This window comes from Uniformispora flossi, assembly GCF_049534875.1.
Taxonomy (GTDB): domain Bacteria; phylum Actinomycetota; class Actinomycetes; order Streptomycetales; family Streptomycetaceae; genus Yinghuangia; species Yinghuangia aomiensis.
Map to the genome: position 1 here is coordinate 480,653 of NZ_JBMULZ010000005.1, position 17,645 is coordinate 498,297.

14 protein-coding genes and 2 tRNA genes are annotated in these 17,645 nt (G+C 73.3%); 11 read left to right on the forward strand and 5 right to left on the reverse strand.

The annotated features are described in order from the left end of the window. Positions 1-93 precede the first annotated feature (93 nt). Positions 94-1,737: a long-chain fatty acid--CoA ligase gene (locus tag ACPA54_RS14810; RefSeq protein WP_423529730.1), complete on the forward strand. Its 1,644-nt coding sequence runs from the start codon at positions 94-96 to the stop codon at positions 1,735-1,737. Positions 1,738-1,804: 67 nt separating this feature from the next. Here the strand turns inward: ACPA54_RS14810 and ACPA54_RS14815 are convergent, their stop codons facing one another. Further along, the gene (locus ACPA54_RS14815; RefSeq protein WP_423529732.1) at positions 1,805-5,668 is read right to left on the reverse strand and encodes a PAS domain-containing protein; all 3,864 of its coding nucleotides are present in this window, start codon (positions 5,666-5,668) and stop codon (positions 1,805-1,807) included. A gap of 148 nt (positions 5,669-5,816) precedes the next feature. On the opposite strand from ACPA54_RS14815, the gene ACPA54_RS14820 reads away from it, so the two are divergent. The 4 genes from ACPA54_RS14820 (at position 5,817) to ACPA54_RS14835 (ending at position 7,374) form a co-directional block, all read left to right on the forward strand. Continuing rightward, positions 5,817-5,907, forward strand: a tRNA-Ser gene (locus tag ACPA54_RS14820). Between the two features lie 574 nt (positions 5,908-6,481). Beyond that, positions 6,482-6,557: transfer RNA gene (locus tag ACPA54_RS14825), tRNA-Arg, on the forward strand. A 117-nt stretch (positions 6,558-6,674) separates the two neighbouring features. Next, complete coding sequence (locus tag ACPA54_RS14830; protein WP_423529734.1) at positions 6,675-6,890, forward strand: hypothetical protein; 216 nt, start codon at positions 6,675-6,677, stop codon at positions 6,888-6,890. A gap of 121 nt (positions 6,891-7,011) precedes the next feature. Continuing rightward, on the forward strand, positions 7,012-7,374 hold the full coding sequence (locus ACPA54_RS14835; RefSeq protein ID WP_345679534.1) for a DUF2203 domain-containing protein: 363 nt from the start codon (positions 7,012-7,014) through the stop codon (positions 7,372-7,374). A 9-nt stretch (positions 7,375-7,383) separates the two neighbouring features. Here ACPA54_RS14835 and ACPA54_RS14840 read toward each other — a convergent pair whose 3' ends face one another. Then, positions 7,384-8,007 carry a TetR/AcrR family transcriptional regulator gene (locus ACPA54_RS14840; protein ID WP_423529736.1) on the reverse strand — a complete coding sequence of 208 codons (624 nt, stop codon included), beginning with the start codon at positions 8,005-8,007 and terminating at the stop codon, positions 7,384-7,386. A 134-nt stretch (positions 8,008-8,141) separates the two neighbouring features. On the opposite strand from ACPA54_RS14840, the gene ACPA54_RS14845 reads away from it, so the two are divergent. Both ACPA54_RS14845 and ACPA54_RS14850 read left to right on the forward strand, forming a co-directional pair. Beyond that, a complete protein-coding gene (locus ACPA54_RS14845) occupies positions 8,142-8,963 on the forward strand; it encodes an NAD(P)H-binding protein (protein ID WP_423529738.1) in 822 nt (273 codons plus the stop codon). Between the two features lie 185 nt (positions 8,964-9,148). After that, positions 9,149-9,778, forward strand: coding sequence for an HdeD family acid-resistance protein (locus ACPA54_RS14850; protein WP_423529740.1), 630 nt, complete (start codon positions 9,149-9,151; stop codon positions 9,776-9,778). A 60-nt stretch (positions 9,779-9,838) separates the two neighbouring features. Here the strand turns inward: ACPA54_RS14850 and ACPA54_RS14855 are convergent, their stop codons facing one another. Together ACPA54_RS14855 and ACPA54_RS14860 are read right to left on the reverse strand one after the other, a co-directional pair. Further along, positions 9,839-10,657 (reverse strand): hypothetical protein, encoded by an 819-nt coding sequence (locus ACPA54_RS14855; protein ID WP_423529742.1) that lies wholly within the window; start codon positions 10,655-10,657, stop codon positions 9,839-9,841. 61 nt (positions 10,658-10,718) lie between these two features. Then, on the reverse strand, positions 10,719-11,363 hold the full coding sequence (locus tag ACPA54_RS14860; protein WP_423529744.1) for a TetR/AcrR family transcriptional regulator: 645 nt from the start codon (positions 11,361-11,363) through the stop codon (positions 10,719-10,721). A gap of 77 nt (positions 11,364-11,440) precedes the next feature. On the opposite strand from ACPA54_RS14860, the gene ACPA54_RS14865 reads away from it, so the two are divergent. The 4 genes from ACPA54_RS14865 to ACPA54_RS14880 all read left to right on the forward strand — a co-directional run bounded on the left by ACPA54_RS14865 (position 11,441) and on the right by ACPA54_RS14880 (position 15,864). Continuing rightward, positions 11,441-12,238, forward strand: a complete 798-nt coding sequence (locus ACPA54_RS14865) for a TauD/TfdA family dioxygenase (RefSeq protein WP_423529746.1) — start codon at positions 11,441-11,443, stop codon at positions 12,236-12,238. Positions 12,239-12,312: 74 nt separating this feature from the next. After that, positions 12,313-13,935 (forward strand): ABC transporter substrate-binding protein, encoded by a 1,623-nt coding sequence (locus ACPA54_RS14870; RefSeq protein ID WP_423529748.1) that lies wholly within the window; start codon positions 12,313-12,315, stop codon positions 13,933-13,935. A gap of 141 nt (positions 13,936-14,076) precedes the next feature. Continuing rightward, on the forward strand, positions 14,077-15,282 hold the full coding sequence (locus tag ACPA54_RS14875; RefSeq protein ID WP_423529750.1) for an aminotransferase class V-fold PLP-dependent enzyme: 1,206 nt from the start codon (positions 14,077-14,079) through the stop codon (positions 15,280-15,282). A gap of 105 nt (positions 15,283-15,387) precedes the next feature. Then, complete coding sequence (locus tag ACPA54_RS14880) at positions 15,388-15,864, forward strand: VOC family protein (RefSeq protein ID WP_423529752.1); 477 nt, start codon at positions 15,388-15,390, stop codon at positions 15,862-15,864. 28 nt (positions 15,865-15,892) lie between these two features. On the opposite strand, the gene ACPA54_RS14885 is transcribed toward ACPA54_RS14880, so the two are convergent. Further along, a complete protein-coding gene (locus ACPA54_RS14885; protein ID WP_423529754.1) occupies positions 15,893-17,587 on the reverse strand; it encodes a SpoIIE family protein phosphatase in 1,695 nt (564 codons plus the stop codon). Between the last annotated feature and the right edge of the window lie 58 nt (positions 17,588-17,645).

Here is a 17,645-nt window from a genome sequence, read left to right on the forward strand (position 1 = left end):
TACCCGCCGGTAGCACCGGGGCCGCGCGCCGAGCGCGCGCCCCGGTCTCGGCACACCCGCGCACCCCGCGCACCCGACCCGGGAGGTCTGACGATGCTGAGCACGATGCAGGACGTGCCGCTGACGATCACCAGGATCATGCAGCACGGCACCACCGTGCACGGCACGTCCGAAGTGGTCACGTGGACCGGCGCCGAACCGCGCCGCGCCACCTACGCCGAGGTCGGGCGGCGCACCGCGCAGCTCGCGCACGCGCTGCGCGGACTGGGCATCACCGGCGACCAGCGCGTCGCCACGTTCCTGTGGAACAACCAGGAGCACCTGGAGTGCTACCTCGCGGTCCCGTCGATGGGCGCCGTGCTGCACACCCTCAACCTGCGGCTGCCCGCCGACCAACTGATCTACATCGCCAACCACGCGGACGACAAGGTCCTGGTGGTCGACGGCAGCCTCGTCCCGCTCTTCGCCCCCGCACTCCCGCACCTGGCGACCATCGAGCACGTGGTCGTCACCGGCGACGCCGACCTCGCGCCGCTCGAAGGCCAGGGCAAGCAGATCCACCGCTACGACGACCTCATCGCCGGCCAGCCCACCGATTTCCCGTGGGCCGAGGACATCGACGAACGCACCGCCGCCGCGATGTGCTACACGAGCGGGACCACCGGAAACCCCAAGGGCGTGGTCTACAGCCACCGTTCCACTTACCTGCACAGCATGCAGGTGTGCATGGTGGAGGGCTTCGGCCTCGGCCCGACCGACAAGGTGCTGCCGGTCGTGCCGATGTTCCACGTCAACGCGTGGGGCCTTCCGTACGCGGCGATGCTCTCCGGCGCGTCGATCCTCATGCCGGACCGCTTCCTCCAGCCCGAGCCGCTCGCCGCGATGATCGCCGCCGAGAAGCCCAGCATCGCCGCCGCCGTGCCGACGATCTGGACCGGCCTGCTCGACCACCTCGACCAGCACAAGACCGACGTGTCGTCGCTGCGCGAGGTCGTGGTCGGCGGATCGGCGTGCCCGCCCGCGCTGATGGAGGCGTTCGAGGAGCGGCACGGCGTCCGCATCATCCACGCGTGGGGCATGACCGAGACGTCGCCGCTGGGCACCGTGGCGCGGCCGCCGGCCGGGCTCGACCGCGAGGCGGAGATGGCGTACCGCGTCACCCAGGGCCGGCTGCCCGCGTCGGTGCAGGCCCGGCTGGTCGGCCCGGACGGCACGTTCATGCCGCACGACGGGGAATCGGTCGGCGAACTCGAAGTCCGCGGCCCGTGGATCGCGGGCGGCTACGTCGGCGGGGAGACCGGCGCCGACTCGGCGGAAGGCGACCGGTTCCACGACGGCTGGCTGCGCACCGGCGACGTCGGCACGCTCACCCCGGACGGCTTCCTCCGGCTGACCGACCGCGCCAAGGACGTCATCAAGTCCGGCGGCGAATGGATTTCGTCGGTCGAGCTGGAGAACCTCCTGATGGCGCACCCGGACGTCGCCGAGGCGGCCGTGGTCGGCGTCCCGGACGAGAAGTGGGGCGAACGCCCGCTCGCCACGGTGGTGCTGCGGCCCGGCGCCACGGCCGGGCTCGCCGAGCTGCGCGAGTTCCTCGCGGCGCGCGTCGCACGGTGGCAGGTGCCGGAGCGGTGGAGCATCGTCCAGGCGGTGCCGAAGACCAGCGTCGGCAAGTTCGACAAGAAGGTGATCCGGCGCCAGTACGGCGACGACGAGCTGGACGTCGTGTCGCTCTGACCCGGTCGGCGGAAAACCCGAAGGGCCCGGCGCGACGCCGGGCCCTTTCCGTTGTTCCGGGTGCTGCTCAGACCACCGACGCGATCTTGGTGAGCAGGTCGACCACGCGCTGCTGGACGTCCTCGCGGGTCGAGCGCTCGGCGAGGAACAGCACGGTCTCGCCGGTCCGCAGCCGGTGCAGGTCGTCCTGCGCTATGTCGACCGTCGTGTAGACGACGATCGGCGTGGAGTGCAGGCGCTGGTTGTTGCGCAGCCAGTCGACGATGCCGAGGCGGCGCCGCCGCACCAGCATGAGGTCGAGCACCACGAGGTTCGGCTCGACGCTGGACGCCTTCGACACCGCCTCGCTCTCCGAGGTGACGTGCGCGACGTCCATGCCGCGCCGCATCAGCGACGCCGTGAACGCGGCCGCGATGTCCGCATTGCCCTCGACGAGCAGCACACGCGATGCGTGCGCGGCACTGTCTGCGGGCGCCAGCGACCGCAGCAGCACCGCCGGGTCGGCGCCGAACGCCGCTTCCCGGGTGGCCTGCTGGAGTCCCGCGGTGACCAGGACGGGGATCTCCGCCGCGGTCGCCGCGGTCCGCAGCGACTGCAGCGCCGTGCGGGTGATCGGCCCGGTCAGCGGGTCCACGAACAGCGCGGCCGGATGGCCCGCCGCGCTCGCGTCGACCTCGTCGCGGGACCGCACCAGCACCGGGTCCCAGCCGCGCGCGGTCAACGCACCGGCGGTCGCCTGGTCGGGCGCGGGCCACACCAGCAGACGCCGCGGACGGCCGTCCGGTGCGGGCGCGACCATCGCCGGGTAGTCCGGGTCCAGCGCCGCGAGTTCGCCGGGCGGCACGGGGGCTTCCGGCTGCGCGGCGGCACGCCGACGCCGTCCCGGCAGCGCGGGGCCGGAACCCGGCGGCGGGGACACCGGAGTGATCGGACCGCTGTCGGGGCCGTTGCCGTATCCGGTCTGGTGGCCGGGGTCGTAGCCGGGCGCGGCGGGCGGCGCGGCCGGCATCGGCGGGATCGCCTGCGGCGTCCCGGGCTGCGGCGGCAGGTCGGTGGGCGGCGCCGGTATCGGCGGCATCAGCGCGGTCGGCGCGTCCCCGGCCGACGGGTTCGGCGGCGGCGTCTCGGCCCGGTCCTGCACGCTCGTCGAGCGGCCGCCCGGGCCGGAGCGCGGCTGGGACGGTATCGACGCGGGCGGAACCGACAGGTGGTGCCGGGCCCGGGCCATGTGCCGGGTGTGGTGCCCGTTGGTGCGCGCGGGCGCACCGCGCCGGGTGACGGCGGGGCGCTCGCCGCTGCGGTTGACCGCGGGCGTGCTGCCGCTCGGCGGGCCTTCCGCGCCCGGTGCTTCGGCGGTGGGGTAGGCGCCGCTGTCGTGGCCCTGCTGCGGACCGGGCAGCGCGGGACCCCCGTAGTGCGGGCCGGCGGGAAGGCCGTACGGCCCCTGCGGGCCGGGGAGTTGCGGCTGCTGGGACGGCGGACCGCCGTGCGGGGCCTGCGGCGCGTGCTGCTGACCCGCCCCGGGCGGGAAAGCGCCGGGGCCGGGCAGGTAGCGGCCGGGGGCGTGCGGATCGCTGCCGTCGTCCGGCTGACCCGGGGCGTGCTGGGCGGCCGCGCCGGGGTACGCCGGACCGGCCGGGTATCCGCCGGGCTCGGGCGCGTACACCGGACCGCCGCCATGCCGACCCGGAAGGGAGTGCGGGCCGGACTGGTCGCCGGGGTATCCGGCGGGCGGGGGAGCGGACTGCGGGCCCTGCTGCGGAACGGGGTGCGGGCCGGACTGCGGCTGCGGGCCGTACCCGTCCGGGGCGTACGGCGTCGGCGCGCCGGGTGCGGGCGGCAGCGCGTGGCCGCCGCTGTGGTCCGGAGCCGCGCCGGGCGTGCTCTCGGCGGCGGGCGCCGGCAGCGGTCCTTCCGGACGCGGCCCTTCCAGCGCGAACGGGCCGTGCGCGGCGGGCGGCCTGGCCGCCTGCCCGGCGTGGTCGGCCGCGTTGTCGGCGTTGTCCGCTTCGGTGTGCGCGCCGGAGGCTTGGAGGGCGCGCCGGCCGCGGCGTCCGCCCGAGGCGGGCACCAGCGGTACGGACGGCGGGCCGCCCGCGGCCGCCGATTGGCCGGCCGGGAGCGCGATCGGCTTGGCGGGAACGGGCAGCGGCGGCACCGGCGGCACGGCGGGGGTCGCGGGGGCGAGCCGGGCGGCCCGGGGGCCGGAGTCCCCGGGGGTCCGCACCGCGACCTCGGCGCCACCGCCGGACGCACCGGCCGGCGGGGCGGCTTCGGCGTCGCCCGGGGCGTCCGAGGTCTCGGACTTCGCGTCTTGGCCGGCGGTGTCCTTCGGGTCCGCGGCAGTCTCGTCGGCCTCGGCAGCGGAGCTCTCGGGCTTGTCGTCGGGTTTGTCGCCGGTCTTCTCGTCCGGCTTCCCGGTCTTCGCCTTCGCCGCGTCGTCCTGCGGCGTGGCGGCGGTGCCGGGGCGGACGGCCGGGGTCGTGCGGGCCCGTTTGCGGGCGCGCACATGCGCGTTGCCGTCCGAGCCCTCCTGCGGACGGGCCTTCTCCGCGGCGTCCTTGTCGGCCGGCAGCTCGACCACATAGACGCTCTGGTCGTCTTCCGTCGTGTGCTCGACCGTGCCGCCGTGCGCCTCGACCACCGTGCGGGCGAGCGGCACGTGCACCGAACTCCCGCGGCTGGCGGGGCCGCGCACCTCGATGCGGGCCTTCCCGTCGCGCTCTTCGGCGGCGACGACGACGGTCGCGCCCTTCTCGACGGCGCCCACGGTGTCCGCGAGCAGGTGCCCGAGCGCCCGTGTCATCGCGTCGACGTCGGCCTGCACGCCCACCGGGGCGGCGGTCAGGGAGAACTGCACGCCTGCCGCGCGCGCCGGGTAGGTCACCGTCTCCAGCGCCCGGTCGAGCAGGTCGTCGACGGTCGCCGCGGTGCGCTCCGCGGCCGGCTTGTCCTCGCCGGCCTGGTGCTGCAGCACTTCGCCGGCCAGCCCGGCCAGCTCCTCGAGGTCGCTCGCGACCTGCCGCACCACGCGGCGGGCGCTCGGGCCGAGTTCACCGATGCTGCCGTCCGCGAGCGTCTTGAGCCGGGCCCGTCCGGCCTCGATCCGCGCCACCAGCTCGGCCTGCACCAGCTCGACGAGCTGCTCGCGGCGCTCGCCCAGCGCGCGTTCCCGCGACGTGTCGGTGAACGTCATGACCGCGCCGACGACCGTCTCGCCGAGCAGGATCGGCGCGGTCGTCATCTCGACCGGCACCGCTTCGCCGTCGCCGCGCCACAGCACCTGGTCGCGCAGCCGCTGCTTGCGGCCGGACTTCAGGGTGATCAGTGCCGGGCACTCGTCGGCGGGCAGCGGCGAGCCGTCCGCCTTCTTCGGCTGGAGGAGTTCGTGCAGGGACCGGCCGCCCAGATCGCTGGCCCGGTGCCGCAGGATCCGCGCGGCGGCCGGGTTCGCCAGCACGATCGACCCGTCGGAGTCGATGCCGATGATGCCTTCGGACGCGGCGCGCAGGATCATCTCGGTCTGCCGCTGCTGGCGCTGCAGCTCGGACTCGACGTCGAGGGAGTCGCTGAGGTCGCGGACGACGATCATGAGGAGTTCGTCGTCGTAGGCGCCGGGCAGGTTCGCGCTGGTGACCTCGACCGGCATGAGCGAGCCGTCGGTGCGGCGCGCGGTCATGCGGGCGGGCTTCGTCCGGCTGTCCTGCTCCACGGCGCGGACCGACCCGGGGATGCGGCTGCGGTCGAAGGTCGGCAGGAGGTCGAGCAACCCGCGTCCGACGATCGGGGTGCCGGGGGCTTCCAACGCCTCCAGCGCCATCGCGTTCGCGTTGACGACCGTGCCGTTGCGGTTCACGAGCAGCAGGGCGTCCGGCAGTGCGTCGAGTATGGCGGCGAGGCGAGCAGCGCCCCGAGATGGCCTGCTGCTCACGAAGCGCGTACCTCCTCAACGTCCCCTGGACTGTGCCGACGGCCCATCCTTGCCCGTCCCCCCGAGGCATGTCACGACCGACTATCCCATTGTTTTTGCAGTCGTGTTGACCTGGCAGGTAATCTATCCGCCGTCGGGTTACACCGATGGAGGCTTCGCCTAGTCTGGTCTATGGCGCCGCACTGCTAATGCGGTTTGGGTAACCAACCCCATCCCGGGTTCAAATCCCGGAGCCTCCGCTCTGAACAGCCCGTCCGGTCCGCCGGACGGGCTGTTTTGTGTGCCCGCCCGGCCCCGGATCGGTTCGTACCGTAGCCGTGCCGGTACGGCACGTGTGCCGCGACGCCCTGATTGTCCGTCAAGTCCATTGGGCGGCGGATGCCTTGCCGTTGTCCTTGCGCCGGCCCGCGCAGGTCGCCCGGCCGCGTCGTCCGGGTGTGATCCACGCCGCACAAAACCCGCCTTCCGTACCAGTGCACCAAACCCAGCATTTCGCTCTGAGCGAACACGACGGGCGTGGCGCGGGCCGGGGCGGGCCCGGGGGGCGGCTCGCTGTGGGTGCGGTGGTGTCGTCGGCCATGGCTCCGGGAGCGACGGAGAGGGTGCTGCGGGGTGGGCCGGCGGAATCACGGCGCGCGTGTGGCCCCCGTCTCATCGGCGTGTCCCATCGGCGCGTCCGGCCGGTGTATCCGAGGTCGCCGGACTCCCAAAATGCCCCAAACACGCAGCTCAACCCCCATACCGTTACCCCGTCGCTAATCGATTTCATGCCCGGCGGGAGTTCCTGTATTGTTCTTCTCGTCGCAACGACAAGCGCTCGTAGCTCAACGGATAGAGCATCTGACTACGGATCAGAAGGTTGCAGGTTCGAATCCTGCCGAGCGCACCAGCGAAGAGGCCCTCTCGAGTGATCGAGAGGGCCTCTTGCTTTGCGTGGGCTGCCAACGCCGTAACCGGGTGCGGCAATTGGGCGGTCGGGGACAGCCCGACGTGGCACGCTCGCGGCATGCGGATCGCAGGGGACGGCTCGGCGGTGGTGGGACGCCTGGTGCTCGTGAACGAGTTCGTGGCCGGGGACCGCGCGTTCGTGTTGGCGAGGCCGTTGTTCCTGCGGGCGGACGACCGGGTGGTGTTCTCGCCCCGCGGGGTGGCGGTCACGTCGGCGTCAGGGGCGTCGTCCAGGCCGGCCGGGAGTCCGGAGCGGCGCTGCCGGATTCGGTGATCCCGTCGTTCGGCCCGGCATCGGCTCGGCATGGGCACGGCATCGGCTCGTCGTCGACCTCGGCTGCCGGTCCCGCCGAGCCGCGCGTGGGGCCCGGTCCGCGTCGTGGCAAGCTGGCCGCATGGGGCTGTTCACCGTGGACGAAGCGCGCGAGGCGCTCGCCGAGATGCTGCCGACCCTCGACGAGATCGTCGTGGTGCGCGGGCAGGCCGCCGAGTTGGCCGCGGATCTGGCGGACGCGGGCGGCCCGACCCCGCACGGCGGGCTTCCCGAGCTGAAGGGGATGCACGCGCGGCTCGACGAGCTGATGACGGACGTCCAGCAGTCCGGGGCCGAGCTGAAGGGGTTCGCGCCGCTGCTGGTGGACTTCCCGTCGGAGATCGACGGCGTCGCGGTGCTGCTCTGCTGGCTCGAGGGCGACCGCGAACTCGCCTGGTACCACCGCGAGGACCTGGGCTTCGCGGGACGCCGCCCGCTCGCCTGACCCGCGTCGCTACTTCTCCTCCGCCGCGATCTCGTCGATCCAGGCGGTGAGCCGCGCGCCCTGCACCGTCATGATCTCCGGGTCGCGGAACGTGTTGGCCAGCAGCGACATCCCCTGGTACCCGGCCACCAGGGCGACCGCCGCGTCGTGCGCGTCTTCCCGGCCCAACGCGCCGAACTGCACGGCTGCCCAGTCCACCAACTCCCGCATCACGTCCGCGGCTTCGCGGTCGAGGCCGTCGTCGCGCTTGTCGAGTTCGGAGGCCAGGGTGCCGAACGGGCATCCGTAGCGGGCGGCCACGTCGCGCTGGTCGACCCACCCCGCGATCAGGGCCTTGAGGCGCGCGGCCGGGTCCGGCTCGCGGTCGAGGATCTCGGTCAGTGCGCCGAGTCGGCTGCGGTGCTCGCCGATCGCGGCCTGGACGAGCTGGTCCTTGGTCTTGAAGTAGTAGTAGACGTTCCCGACCGGCACGTCCGCCGCCTGGGCGATGTCCGCGATCGTCGTCTTCTCGACGCCTTGCCGGTGCAGGACGTCGGTCGTCGCCGCGATCAGGCGTTCGCGCTTGCCGGACCGTTTGCGGGCCGGCACGGCCTCGGGCCTGTCGCCGGCGGTTGATGCGGTGCTGCGGGCCATCGCGAGTGCTGCTCCTCGGGGCGAGTCAGTTGTCCGACTAAAAACACTCTAGACAGCGCTCGCGCAGGGCGGCTACCTTCGTCGCATCGGAAGTTAGTTGGATGACTAACTAAGAGAACGCAGGGAGAACTGCCGTGATCGTGGTGACGGGTGCGACGGGCAATGTCGGGCGTGCGCTGGTGGAGCTGCTCGTGGCGGCGGGCGAGGACGTCGTCGGGGTGGCGCGCTATGCGCCCGACGGCGGGCTGCCCGGCGGTGCGGCGTTCCGCGCCGGGGACCTCGGTGATCCCGGCGGGTTGAAGGAGGTGTTCGCGGGCGCCGATGCGGCGTTCCTGCTGGTGGCGGGGGACAACCCGGCCGCGGTGGTGGACGCGGCGCGGTCCGCCGGGGTGCGGCGGCTGGTGCTGCTGTCCTCGCAGGGGGCCGGCACGCGGCCGGACGCCTATGCGCACGCGGTCGCGTACGAGCAGGCCGTCCGCGCGTCGGGCCTCGTGTGGACGGTGCTCCGTCCCGGCGGCTTCGCCAGCAACGCGTTCCAGTGGGCCGAAGGGGTGCGTGCGGCGCGGACGGTCGCCGCGCCGTTCGGGGATGTGGCGCTGCCGGCCGTGCACCCGGCCGATCTCGCCGAGGCGGCCGCCGTGGTGCTGCGCGGCGACGGGCACGCCGGGCAGGTGTACGAGCTGACCGGCGGCGAGGCGCTGACCCCGCGCGAGCGGGTCCGGGTGCTCGCCGACGTGCTCGGCGAGCCGGTCCGGTACGTCGAACAGTCCCGCGCCGAAGCCGCCGAGCAGCTCGCCCGGTTCATGCCGCCGCCGGTGCTCGAGGCGACCCTCGGCATCCTCGGTGCCCCGACCGGCCACGAGCGCACCCCGGCGCCGGACTTGGCCCGGCTCCTCGGCCGCGCGCCGCGCACGTTCGCCGACTGGGCCGCCGCGAACGCCGACGCTTTCCGCTGACGCGGCGCCGGGGCGCGGTCCCTGCGTTCGGGCGTATCTCGCCCCGGATGCGGGCGCCCGCCCCGGTCTCGTCTTGCGGGGCCGCGGGCAGCCTGATGTAGTCGATTTGTCATATTTTGACCATCGCTCGACGCGTCATGCGGTCGGCGACGGCCACCGGCGGCAGACGACGAAAGCTGGGTGCCATGCAGAACGATATGGAGACCCCTCCGACCCTCGGTGCCTACCTGGACCGGGTGGCCCGCAGCGCGTGGCAGGCGATGCTGATCATGGGCATCGCGTCCTTCGCGCTGGGGCTGATCGTGCTGATCTGGCCGGGCCCGTCGCTGCGCGTGGTCGGCGTGCTGTTCGGCGTCTACCTGCTGGTGAGCGGTGTGTTCCAGCTGGTGGCCGCGTTCGGCGACCACCTGTCGACGGCGATGCGCATCCTGGCGTTCATCAGCGGTGCACTGTCGATCATGCTGGGCCTGTTCTGCTTCCGCGGGACGCTGGAGTCGATCCTGCTGCTCGCGCTGTGGATCGGCATCGGCTGGCTGTTCCGCGGCATCACGCAGGTGATGGCCGCGGCGATGGATCCGACCGTGCCGAGCCGCGGGTGGCAGGTGTTCGTCGGCGTCGTCACGTTCCTGGGCGGCATCGTGCTGCTGGCGGCGCCGTTCGACTCGATCAAGGTGCTGGCGGTCGTGGTCGGCATCTGGCTGATGGTGGTCGGCATCACCGAGTTCGTCACCGGCATCGCCCTGCGCAGGCACACCCGGCACCTGTCCGAACGCGAGTGGCGGTCGACGGGGTCGGGGACCCGCATCGAGGGCTGATCCCGCGCGGCATGCGCACACCGAGGGTGTCGTTCCCGGACCACCGGGGCGGCACCCTCGTCAGGTTCGCCACCACGGTGCGCGGATCACGTCGCTCTCCGCGGCGGCGCAGTCCAGGCCGTTGGCGATTTCGCGGGCGCCGGTGTCCCAGCCGACGATGCCGTTGCCGACCCGGTCGAGTTCGATGAGGCGGGCGCGGTGCGGGCCTTGGCCGTAGTCGACCGAGCAGTGCACGACGGGTGCCCAGGCGCGCCCGTCGAAGGCGTCGGCGAGGGCGACGACGGGGAGGACGACCGCGGTGAGGACGAGGGCGGCGAGGTGTCCGGCCGTGGTGCTGCGGCGTTCCCAGGTGGTCGAGGCCGCGCGCCGTTCGGGGTGGTTCCCGCGGCGTCCCGCGCGGTATTCGACGACGACGCCGTGCCGCAGGACGGCCGAGGCCGCGGCGGTGAAGAGCGCCCACCACGGGCCGAAGAACACCCCGACGAGCACGCCGTACGCGATCGGCGAGGCGAACGCCAGGGTCAGCACGCGGGCTCTGGACGCCGCGTCGTCGCCGCGGGGGATGGCGCCGCGGGCCGCGAAGTAGCCGAAGCTGATCCGGGACACCACGATGGCCAGCAGCGAGGCGAACGCCGGGTCGCTCAGCATTATCCCGACGACGATGTTGGGCCAGTTGGCGAGGCCCATGGTGGTGACGATGTCGCGGGTCGCGGTGCCTTCGCCGACCGTCCAGGCGACCTTCAGCGCGGGCAGCGTGAGGATCACGAGCAGGAGCACGCTGTGGCCGGGGCCGCCGCGCTTGTCGAGGGCGCGGTCCGGGGCGGGCACCTCGGATTTGTCCTGACTGCCGTCGTCTGAGGGGTTTGCTCCTGGCGTCACAGCCGCAGGATAGGAACCGCGTCCCGTCCGGGCGTGGAGCGGCGCGCGGCGGCGCGGAGCGTCACCCGTGCCGCGTTGCTCCGTGGGGGCGCAGGACGCCGACCGCGGCGTGGCCGAGTTCGGTCAGCAAGTCGTCGAACGGGAGCGGCAGCTCGGTGCCGTCGGCGAGGCGGCGTTCGCTGTCCGCGAGGGTCCCGGTGACCAGCAGCTGCATGAGCCGCAGGCGGGCGCTGTGCACGGCCGGGGGCGTGTGGGGCTCGGCCGCGGCGAGGGCGTCCGCGATGAGGGCGGTGACCGCGCGCATGCCGCCGGCGAAGTCCGCTTCCAGGGGCGGCGTCAGCACCTCGCCTTCGAGGGTGAAGCGGTGGATGAAGCGGGCGTAGTGCCCGTCGTGGGAGCCGTCGCGCATCGCCTCGGCGAGCGGGCGCAGGTACACGTCGACGAGGCCGGCCAGGTCGGTGCGGCGGTCCTCGGGCAGCGCCGCGAGGAGGGCGAGGCGGCGCCGGTTGAGCGGGGCGAGGCGGTCTTCGTAGAGCGCCCGGACCAGCGCGTCTCGGGTGCCGAAGTGGTACTGCACGGCCGAGTTGTTGCGCTGCCCGGCGGCCGCGCCGATTTCGCGCAGCGATACCGCGGCGACGCCGCGCTCGGCGAAGAGGCGTTCCGCGGCGTCGAGGAGCCGGGCGCGGGTGCGGGTCTTGACATCCACGCGACGAGTGTAAGACATTCCGTCTCAGAAACCGTTAAGACGACCTGTCTCAAATTGCGTGCGACGTTGGAGTGCCCGTGTTCGACATCCGCCCCCTCACCCCCGCGATCGGTGCCGAAGTGGCCGGTATCGACCTGAACGACGACCTCGGACCGGACGCCTACGCGGCGCTGACCGAGGCGCTGCACACCCACCAGGTCCTGTTCTTCCGCGGCCAGGACATCGACGCGTACCGCCAGCGCGACTTCGCGGCCGGCTTCGGGACGCTCCAGCGGTTCCCGTTCGGCCACCCGCCCGCGCCTGACCTGCCCGAGGTCATGGTGCTGGCCACCGGCGACGGCCCCAAGCAGTCGAATGCGGACATCTGGCACAGCGACGCGACGTTCATGGCGCGTCCGCCGCTCGGCACGATGCTGCGCGCGGTGTCGCTGCCCCCGCTCGGCGGCGACACGCTGTGGGCGGACATGGAGAGCGCGTACGCCGCGCTGTCCGCCCCGATGCGCGCCCTGCTCGACGGCCTCACGGCCGAACACGACTTCACCAAGTCGCGCACCCACCGCGGCGGCGACCCCGACGCGCTGCCCGTGGTCGCCCACCCGGTCGTGCGTACCCACCCGGTCACCGGCCGCCGCTGCCTGTACGTGAACCGGATCTTCACCACCCGCATCGTCGAACTCGACGAACGCGAGAACGAACTGCTGCTGCCGTTCCTCTTCGACCACGTGACCCGCCCGGACTTCCAGGTGCGGTTCGGCTGGCGGCCGGGCGACATCGCGTTCTGGGACAACCGCAGCACGCAGCACTACGCGGTCTACGACTACCAAGCCCCGCGCGTCATGCACCGGATCGTCATCGAGGGCGACGAACCCCGCTGACCTCGGACCCGCCGCGGCCGCGATCGCGGCCGCCACCCCCGCCTGTCTTTCCGCCCCACCTTCGAGGAGCCCCGATGATCCCTGCGTTCCGAAGACTGCCCGCCGCGCCCGGTCTCACCCGGCGCGCCTTCTCCGCCGGCGTGCTCACCTCCGCCCTCGCCGCCTCGGCCGCCGCGTGCGGCGGGTCCGGCGGCTCCGGCGGGAAGTCCGCAGCGCGGAGCGGGCAGGCACCGACCGCCGCCGCGGTGCGCGGCGGCACCGCGACGCTGGTGATGTCGCTGGAAGCCAACGGCTTCGACCCGGCACTGGTGAACCCGACCGGGATCACCTACGGCACCCGCATGGCCGCGGTGTTCGACGTGCTCGTGTACGCCGACCAGCACACCGGCGAAGTCCGGCCGCAGCTCGCCGAGTCGCTGACCAGCCCGGACGGCGGGACGACGTGGGTGCTCAAGCTCCGCCCCGGTGTGCTCTTCTCGGACGGCACGACGCTGGACGCCGACGCGGTGCGCTTCAACTGGGCCCGCCTCGCCGACCCCGGCGTCCGCTCCCCGCAGTTCCGGGCGGCCAAGGATCTGAAACTGGCGGTCACCGACCCGGTCACACTGACCGTCACACTGCCCGCGCCCAACCCGCACTTCGCGTCGGTCGTGGCGCGCAGCATGGCGTTCGTCGGCTCGCCGAAGGCGATCAGCGCGGACCCGAAGGCGTTCGCGGCCGCGCCGGTCGGCGCCGGGCCGTTCGTGGTGGCGTCGTGGCTGCGGGGCAGCCAGACGACGTTCGACCGCAACCCGCACTACTGGCAGTCCGGGCGCCCGTTCCTGGACAAGCTGGTGGTCAAGACGGTCGCCGACGAGCAGCAGCAGTTGTCGACGGTGTCGACCGGCGGCGCGGACCTGCTGCTCGGCTCGGCGCTGCCCGGTGCCGAGGTCGCCCGGGACGCGGCGGGCGTGTCCGTCGCGTCGACCGTGCTCGCGGGCGGCTACCTCATCGTCTTCAACACCACCCGCGCGCCGTTCGACGACGTGCGGGCGCGGCAGGCGTTCGCCGCCGCGCTGGACAGCGGCGAACTGGTCAAGACGGTCTACGGCCACGGCGCGGCGGGCACGACCGGCTTGTTCCCGGCGGACAGCCCCTACGCCGACCCGGCCGCCGTCCAGCCCGGTCCGGACCGTGCGCGGGCGCAGACCCTGCTGGACGAACTGGCGGCCGCCGGGAAGCCGTTGGCGTTCTCGTTCACCGCGGTGAACAGCCCCGTGTCGCGGAAGATCGCCGAGTTCGTGCAGAGCCGCCTGGGCACGCTGAAGAACGTGCGGATGGACGTGAAGGGTGTGGACGGCCCCGCGTACCAGAGCAGTGTCATCGTCAACCGCGACTTCGACGCGTCGCTGTACTCGATCTCCTTCACCGATCCCGAGCCGGCGCTGTCCGATCTGCTGCGCACCGGCGGTCCGGCGAACCTGGGCGGCTGGACGGACGCGGAGGCCGACGCCGCGATCGACGAGGCACGCGCGGCGAGTGACCCGGCGGTGCGCAAGGCCGCGTACGGGCGCGTGCAGAAGCGCGTCGCCGAGCAAGTGCCGGTGTGGACGTACCTGAACGCGTGCTCCTACACGGCCTACCGCAAGAACATCACCGGCATCGAGATGTTCGGCGACGCCTGTCTGCTGCCGGACCGGCTGGGCCGGGCGGGCTGAGCCTGCCGGGCCGGCCGCGCGGGATCGGGGGCGTCCGGCGTCCGGCCCTCCGAGGCGAGCGGTGTGGCGTCGGGCCCGCTAGCGTGCGGGACGGGCCCGGCGCCGCGGGCCCGACCGCCGTCCCGTACCTCGGAGGCCACGTTGTTCGATGCGTCCACCGTCGCCCGCCTGCGTGCCGAGACACCGGGGTGCGCGCATGTCACGCACCTCAACAACGCCGGAGCGGCGCTGCCGCCGACCGCGGTGACCGAGGCGGTCGTCGGGCACCTGCGGTTGGAAGAGCGGATCGGCGGCTACGAGGCGGCGGCCGCGGCGGCGGAACGGATCGACCACACGTACGACGCGCTCGCGCGGCTCGTCAACGCCGACCGCAACGAGATCGCCTGCGTGGAGAACGCCACCCGGGCCTGGGACATGGCCTTCTACGCATTGCGCTGGCAGCCCGGCGACCGCATCCTGACCTGCCGTTCCGAGTACGCGAGCAACGCGATCGCGTACCTCCAGACCGCCCGCCGCCACGGGGTGTCCGTCGAGGCCGTGCCCGACGATGCCTCCGGGCAGATCGACGTCGACGCGCTGCGCGCGATGATCGACGAGCGGGTGAAACTGATCGCCATCACCCACATCCCGACCCAGGGCGGCCTGGTGAACCCGGCCGCGGCGGTCGGCAAGGCGGCGCGCGAGGCCGGGGTCCTCTACCTGCTGGACGCCTGCCAGTCCGTCGGCCAGCTCCCGGTCGACGTCGCCGAGATCGGCTGCGACCTGCTGAGCGCGACCGGCCGCAAGTTCCTGCGCGGGCCGCGCGGGACCGGCTTCCTGTACTGCTCGTCGCGGGTCCTGGAAGACCTCGAACCGCCTTTCCTCGATCTGCACGCGGCCACCTGGACCAGCCCGGACACGTACGAAATCCGCGGCGACGCCCGCCGCTTCGAGACCTGGGAGACCAACTACGCGGGCAAGATCGGCCTCGGCACCGCCGTCGACTACGCGCTCGGACTCGGCCTGGACGGCATCGGCGCCCGGGTGGCCGCCCTGGGCGAGTCGCTGCGCGCGGCCCTGGCCGAACGGCCCGGCGTCACGGTGCGCGACCTGGGGGCGCGGCGCTGCGGCATCGTGTCGTTCACCGTCGAAGGCGTGGACGGCGCGGAGGTCGCCCGGCACCTCGCGGCACACAAGGTCAACGTGTCGGTGTCGGTCGGCGACTACGCGCAATGGGACCTGCGGGCGCGCGGCCTGGCCTCGGTGGTGCGCGCGTCCGCGCACTACTACAACACCGAGGACGAGATCGCCCTGCTCGCCGCCTCGCTGCCCGCGCCGCGCGTCGGACGGACGGACCGGGCGGGTTAGGCAGGTAGGCCGATCGGGCAGTTCGTCGGCGCCGGACCGATGAGTCGGCGGTGGTCGGGCAGTCGGTACTGGTGACAGCTCGTTCCCACCTCGGAGGAGAATCCGATGAGCGGCGAAATCGTCACGTGCCTGTGGTTCGACGGCAAGGCGCAGGAAGCGGCCGAGTTCTACCTGTCGGTGTTCAAGGACGGCAGCATCGGCCGGGTCGCGCACTACAACGATGCCGGCCCCGGCGAGCCGGGCTCGGTGATGGTGGTCGAGTTCACCGTCAACGGGCAGAAGTTCGTGGGCCTGAACGGCGGACCCGAGTTCACCTTCAACGAGGCCGTCTCGTTCCAGATCCCGTGCGCCGACCAGGCGGAGGCCGACTACTTCTGGGAGAAGCTCACCGACGGCGGCGAGGAAGGGCCGTGCGGGTGGCTCAAGGACCGCTTCGGGCTGTCCTGGCAGGTCTTCCCGTCCGAGGTGCTCGACCTGGTCGCCGACCCGGACCCGGCCAAGGCCAAGCGGGCCACCGAAGCGATGTACCGGATGAAGAAGATCGACCTCGAGACCATCCGCAAGGCGCACGCGGGGCAGTGACCACGGGTGCCCGCCGGGTGGTCGCCGGTCAGGTGAGGCGGCCGATCAGCAGCGCGACGTCGTCCTCCGGATCGGCCGGGAGCACCCGCAAGGCGGCCTCCCGCAGCCGGTTCGGGGACGCGTCCGCGCCTTCGGCGTCGAGGACGCCGGTCAGGTCGTCGATGCCGGTGTCGATGTCGCGGCCGCGGCGTTCCACCAGGCCGTCGGAGTAGAGCACGACGGTCGAGCCCGGTGCGACGCTGTACGACGTCTGCTCGAAGGTGATGCCGCCGAGGCCGAGCAACGCGTTCGCGGGGCCGCCGAGCACGCGCGGGCGTTCGCCGGGGGACAGCAGCAGCGGCGGGGGGTGCCCGGCGCGGGCCCAGGTGAGCGTGCGGTCCTTCGGGTCGTAGACGGTGTAGACGCAGCTGGCGAGTTCGCCGTCCACCGCGAAGTCGTCCATCAGCGAGTCGACGTGCGCGAGCAGCGCGGCAGGCGGGAGTTCGAGGCGGGCGACCGCGCGCACGGCGACCCGCAACTGGCCCATCAGCGCGGCGGCTTGCAGGCCGTGGCCGGTGACGTCGCCGACCACCATCGCCACGCAGCCTTCGGACAGCGGGATGACGTCGTACCAGTCGCCGCCCGCCAGGCGCCCGGCGCGGGCGGGCTGGTAGGCGTACGCGAACGACAGCCCCGGGGCCTCCGGCAGGTCACGCGGCAGCAGATGCCGCTGCAGGGTGCGGACGGCGTGCCGCTGCCGCACGTGCGCCTGCGCGTTGTCGATCGACGACGCCGCCCGCAGCCCGAGTTCCTCGGCGGTCTGCAGGTCGTCGGCTTCGAACGGCGGGCTGCCGGCCAGCCGGGCGAACATCGTCATGCCGATCGCGCGGCCGCGCGCGATGAGCGGCGCGACGATGCGCGAGTGCATGCCGGCCTTGAGCAGGTGGGTGCGCAGCGGCGGCGCGTCGGGGGTGGCCTGGCCGATGACGGTCGGGGTCTCGCGCGGGTCGACGCCGCTGAGTTCGGCGCGCTGGCGGCGCAGCGCGGCGCGGACTTCGGGCGGGACCGGGAACGGGCGGCCGTAGTCGCGCGGGGACAGTACGGGCAGGTCGGGGATCTTCGGGTCGACGACGGCGGCGACGGTGCGCAGCAGCGTGCCGGGCGGCGGGTCGAATCCGTGTTCGGGGAGCATGCTGATCGGCACCGGGGCGTCGAACAGGCCGACGGCGGCCGCGTCGGCGAACGACGGCACGACGACCAGCGGCACCTGCTCGGCGCAGCCGACGACGTCGCGGCTGAAGCCCATGCGCAGCTCGGCCTCGTTGACCAGGGCGAGCCGGGCGCGGACCTGCTCCATGCGGGTGAGCGCGGAGGTGTCGCCGGTGATGTCGGTGAAGGTGATGCCGACGCCGCGCACGCCGCCGTCGCCGCGCAGCGGCCATATGGCGAAGCTGCACACGTACGAATGGGCCACACCGGTCACCCGGCCGCGGATCACCCGGTCGACGTGGGGTTCGCCGGTCTTGTCGGCGCGCAGCAGCGACGCGAGGACTTCGGGGTGCGAGAGCGGGCCGGAGACCTCGTGCGCACGGGTGCCGGGCAGGGTGTCGGCGGGGACGCCGTGCAGGTCGGCGAGGGCGCGGTTGACGGCCAGGACGGTGCCGTCCGGGGCGAGGATGCCCAGCCCGAACGGGCAGTCCGCGAACATCGCGTCGGACGCGCTTTCCTGCCACCACTCACCCACGGCCCATGCCTTCGCATCCTCGAGATCGCCCTGTGTGTGACCATCGTCGCCGACGCGG

Bases quoted from the DNA above. Each gene is read 5' to 3' on its own strand.
- ACPA54_RS14810 (WP_423529730.1), top strand. From the start codon at position 94: ATGCTGAGCACGATGCAGGACGTGCCGCTGACGATCACCAGGATCATG.
- ACPA54_RS14830 (WP_423529734.1), top strand. From the start codon at position 6,675: ATGCGGATCGCAGGGGACGGCTCGGCGGTGGTGGGACGCCTGGTGCTC.
- ACPA54_RS14835 (WP_345679534.1), top strand. From the start codon at position 7,012: ATGGGGCTGTTCACCGTGGACGAAGCGCGCGAGGCGCTCGCCGAGATG.
- ACPA54_RS14840 (WP_423529736.1), bottom strand. From the start codon at position 8,007: ATGGCCCGCAGCACCGCATCAACCGCCGGCGACAGGCCCGAGGCCGTG.
- ACPA54_RS14850 (WP_423529740.1), top strand. From the start codon at position 9,149: ATGCAGAACGATATGGAGACCCCTCCGACCCTCGGTGCCTACCTGGAC.
- ACPA54_RS14870 (WP_423529748.1), top strand. From the start codon at position 12,313: ATGATCCCTGCGTTCCGAAGACTGCCCGCCGCGCCCGGTCTCACCCGG.
- ACPA54_RS14880 (WP_423529752.1), top strand. From the start codon at position 15,388: ATGAGCGGCGAAATCGTCACGTGCCTGTGGTTCGACGGCAAGGCGCAG.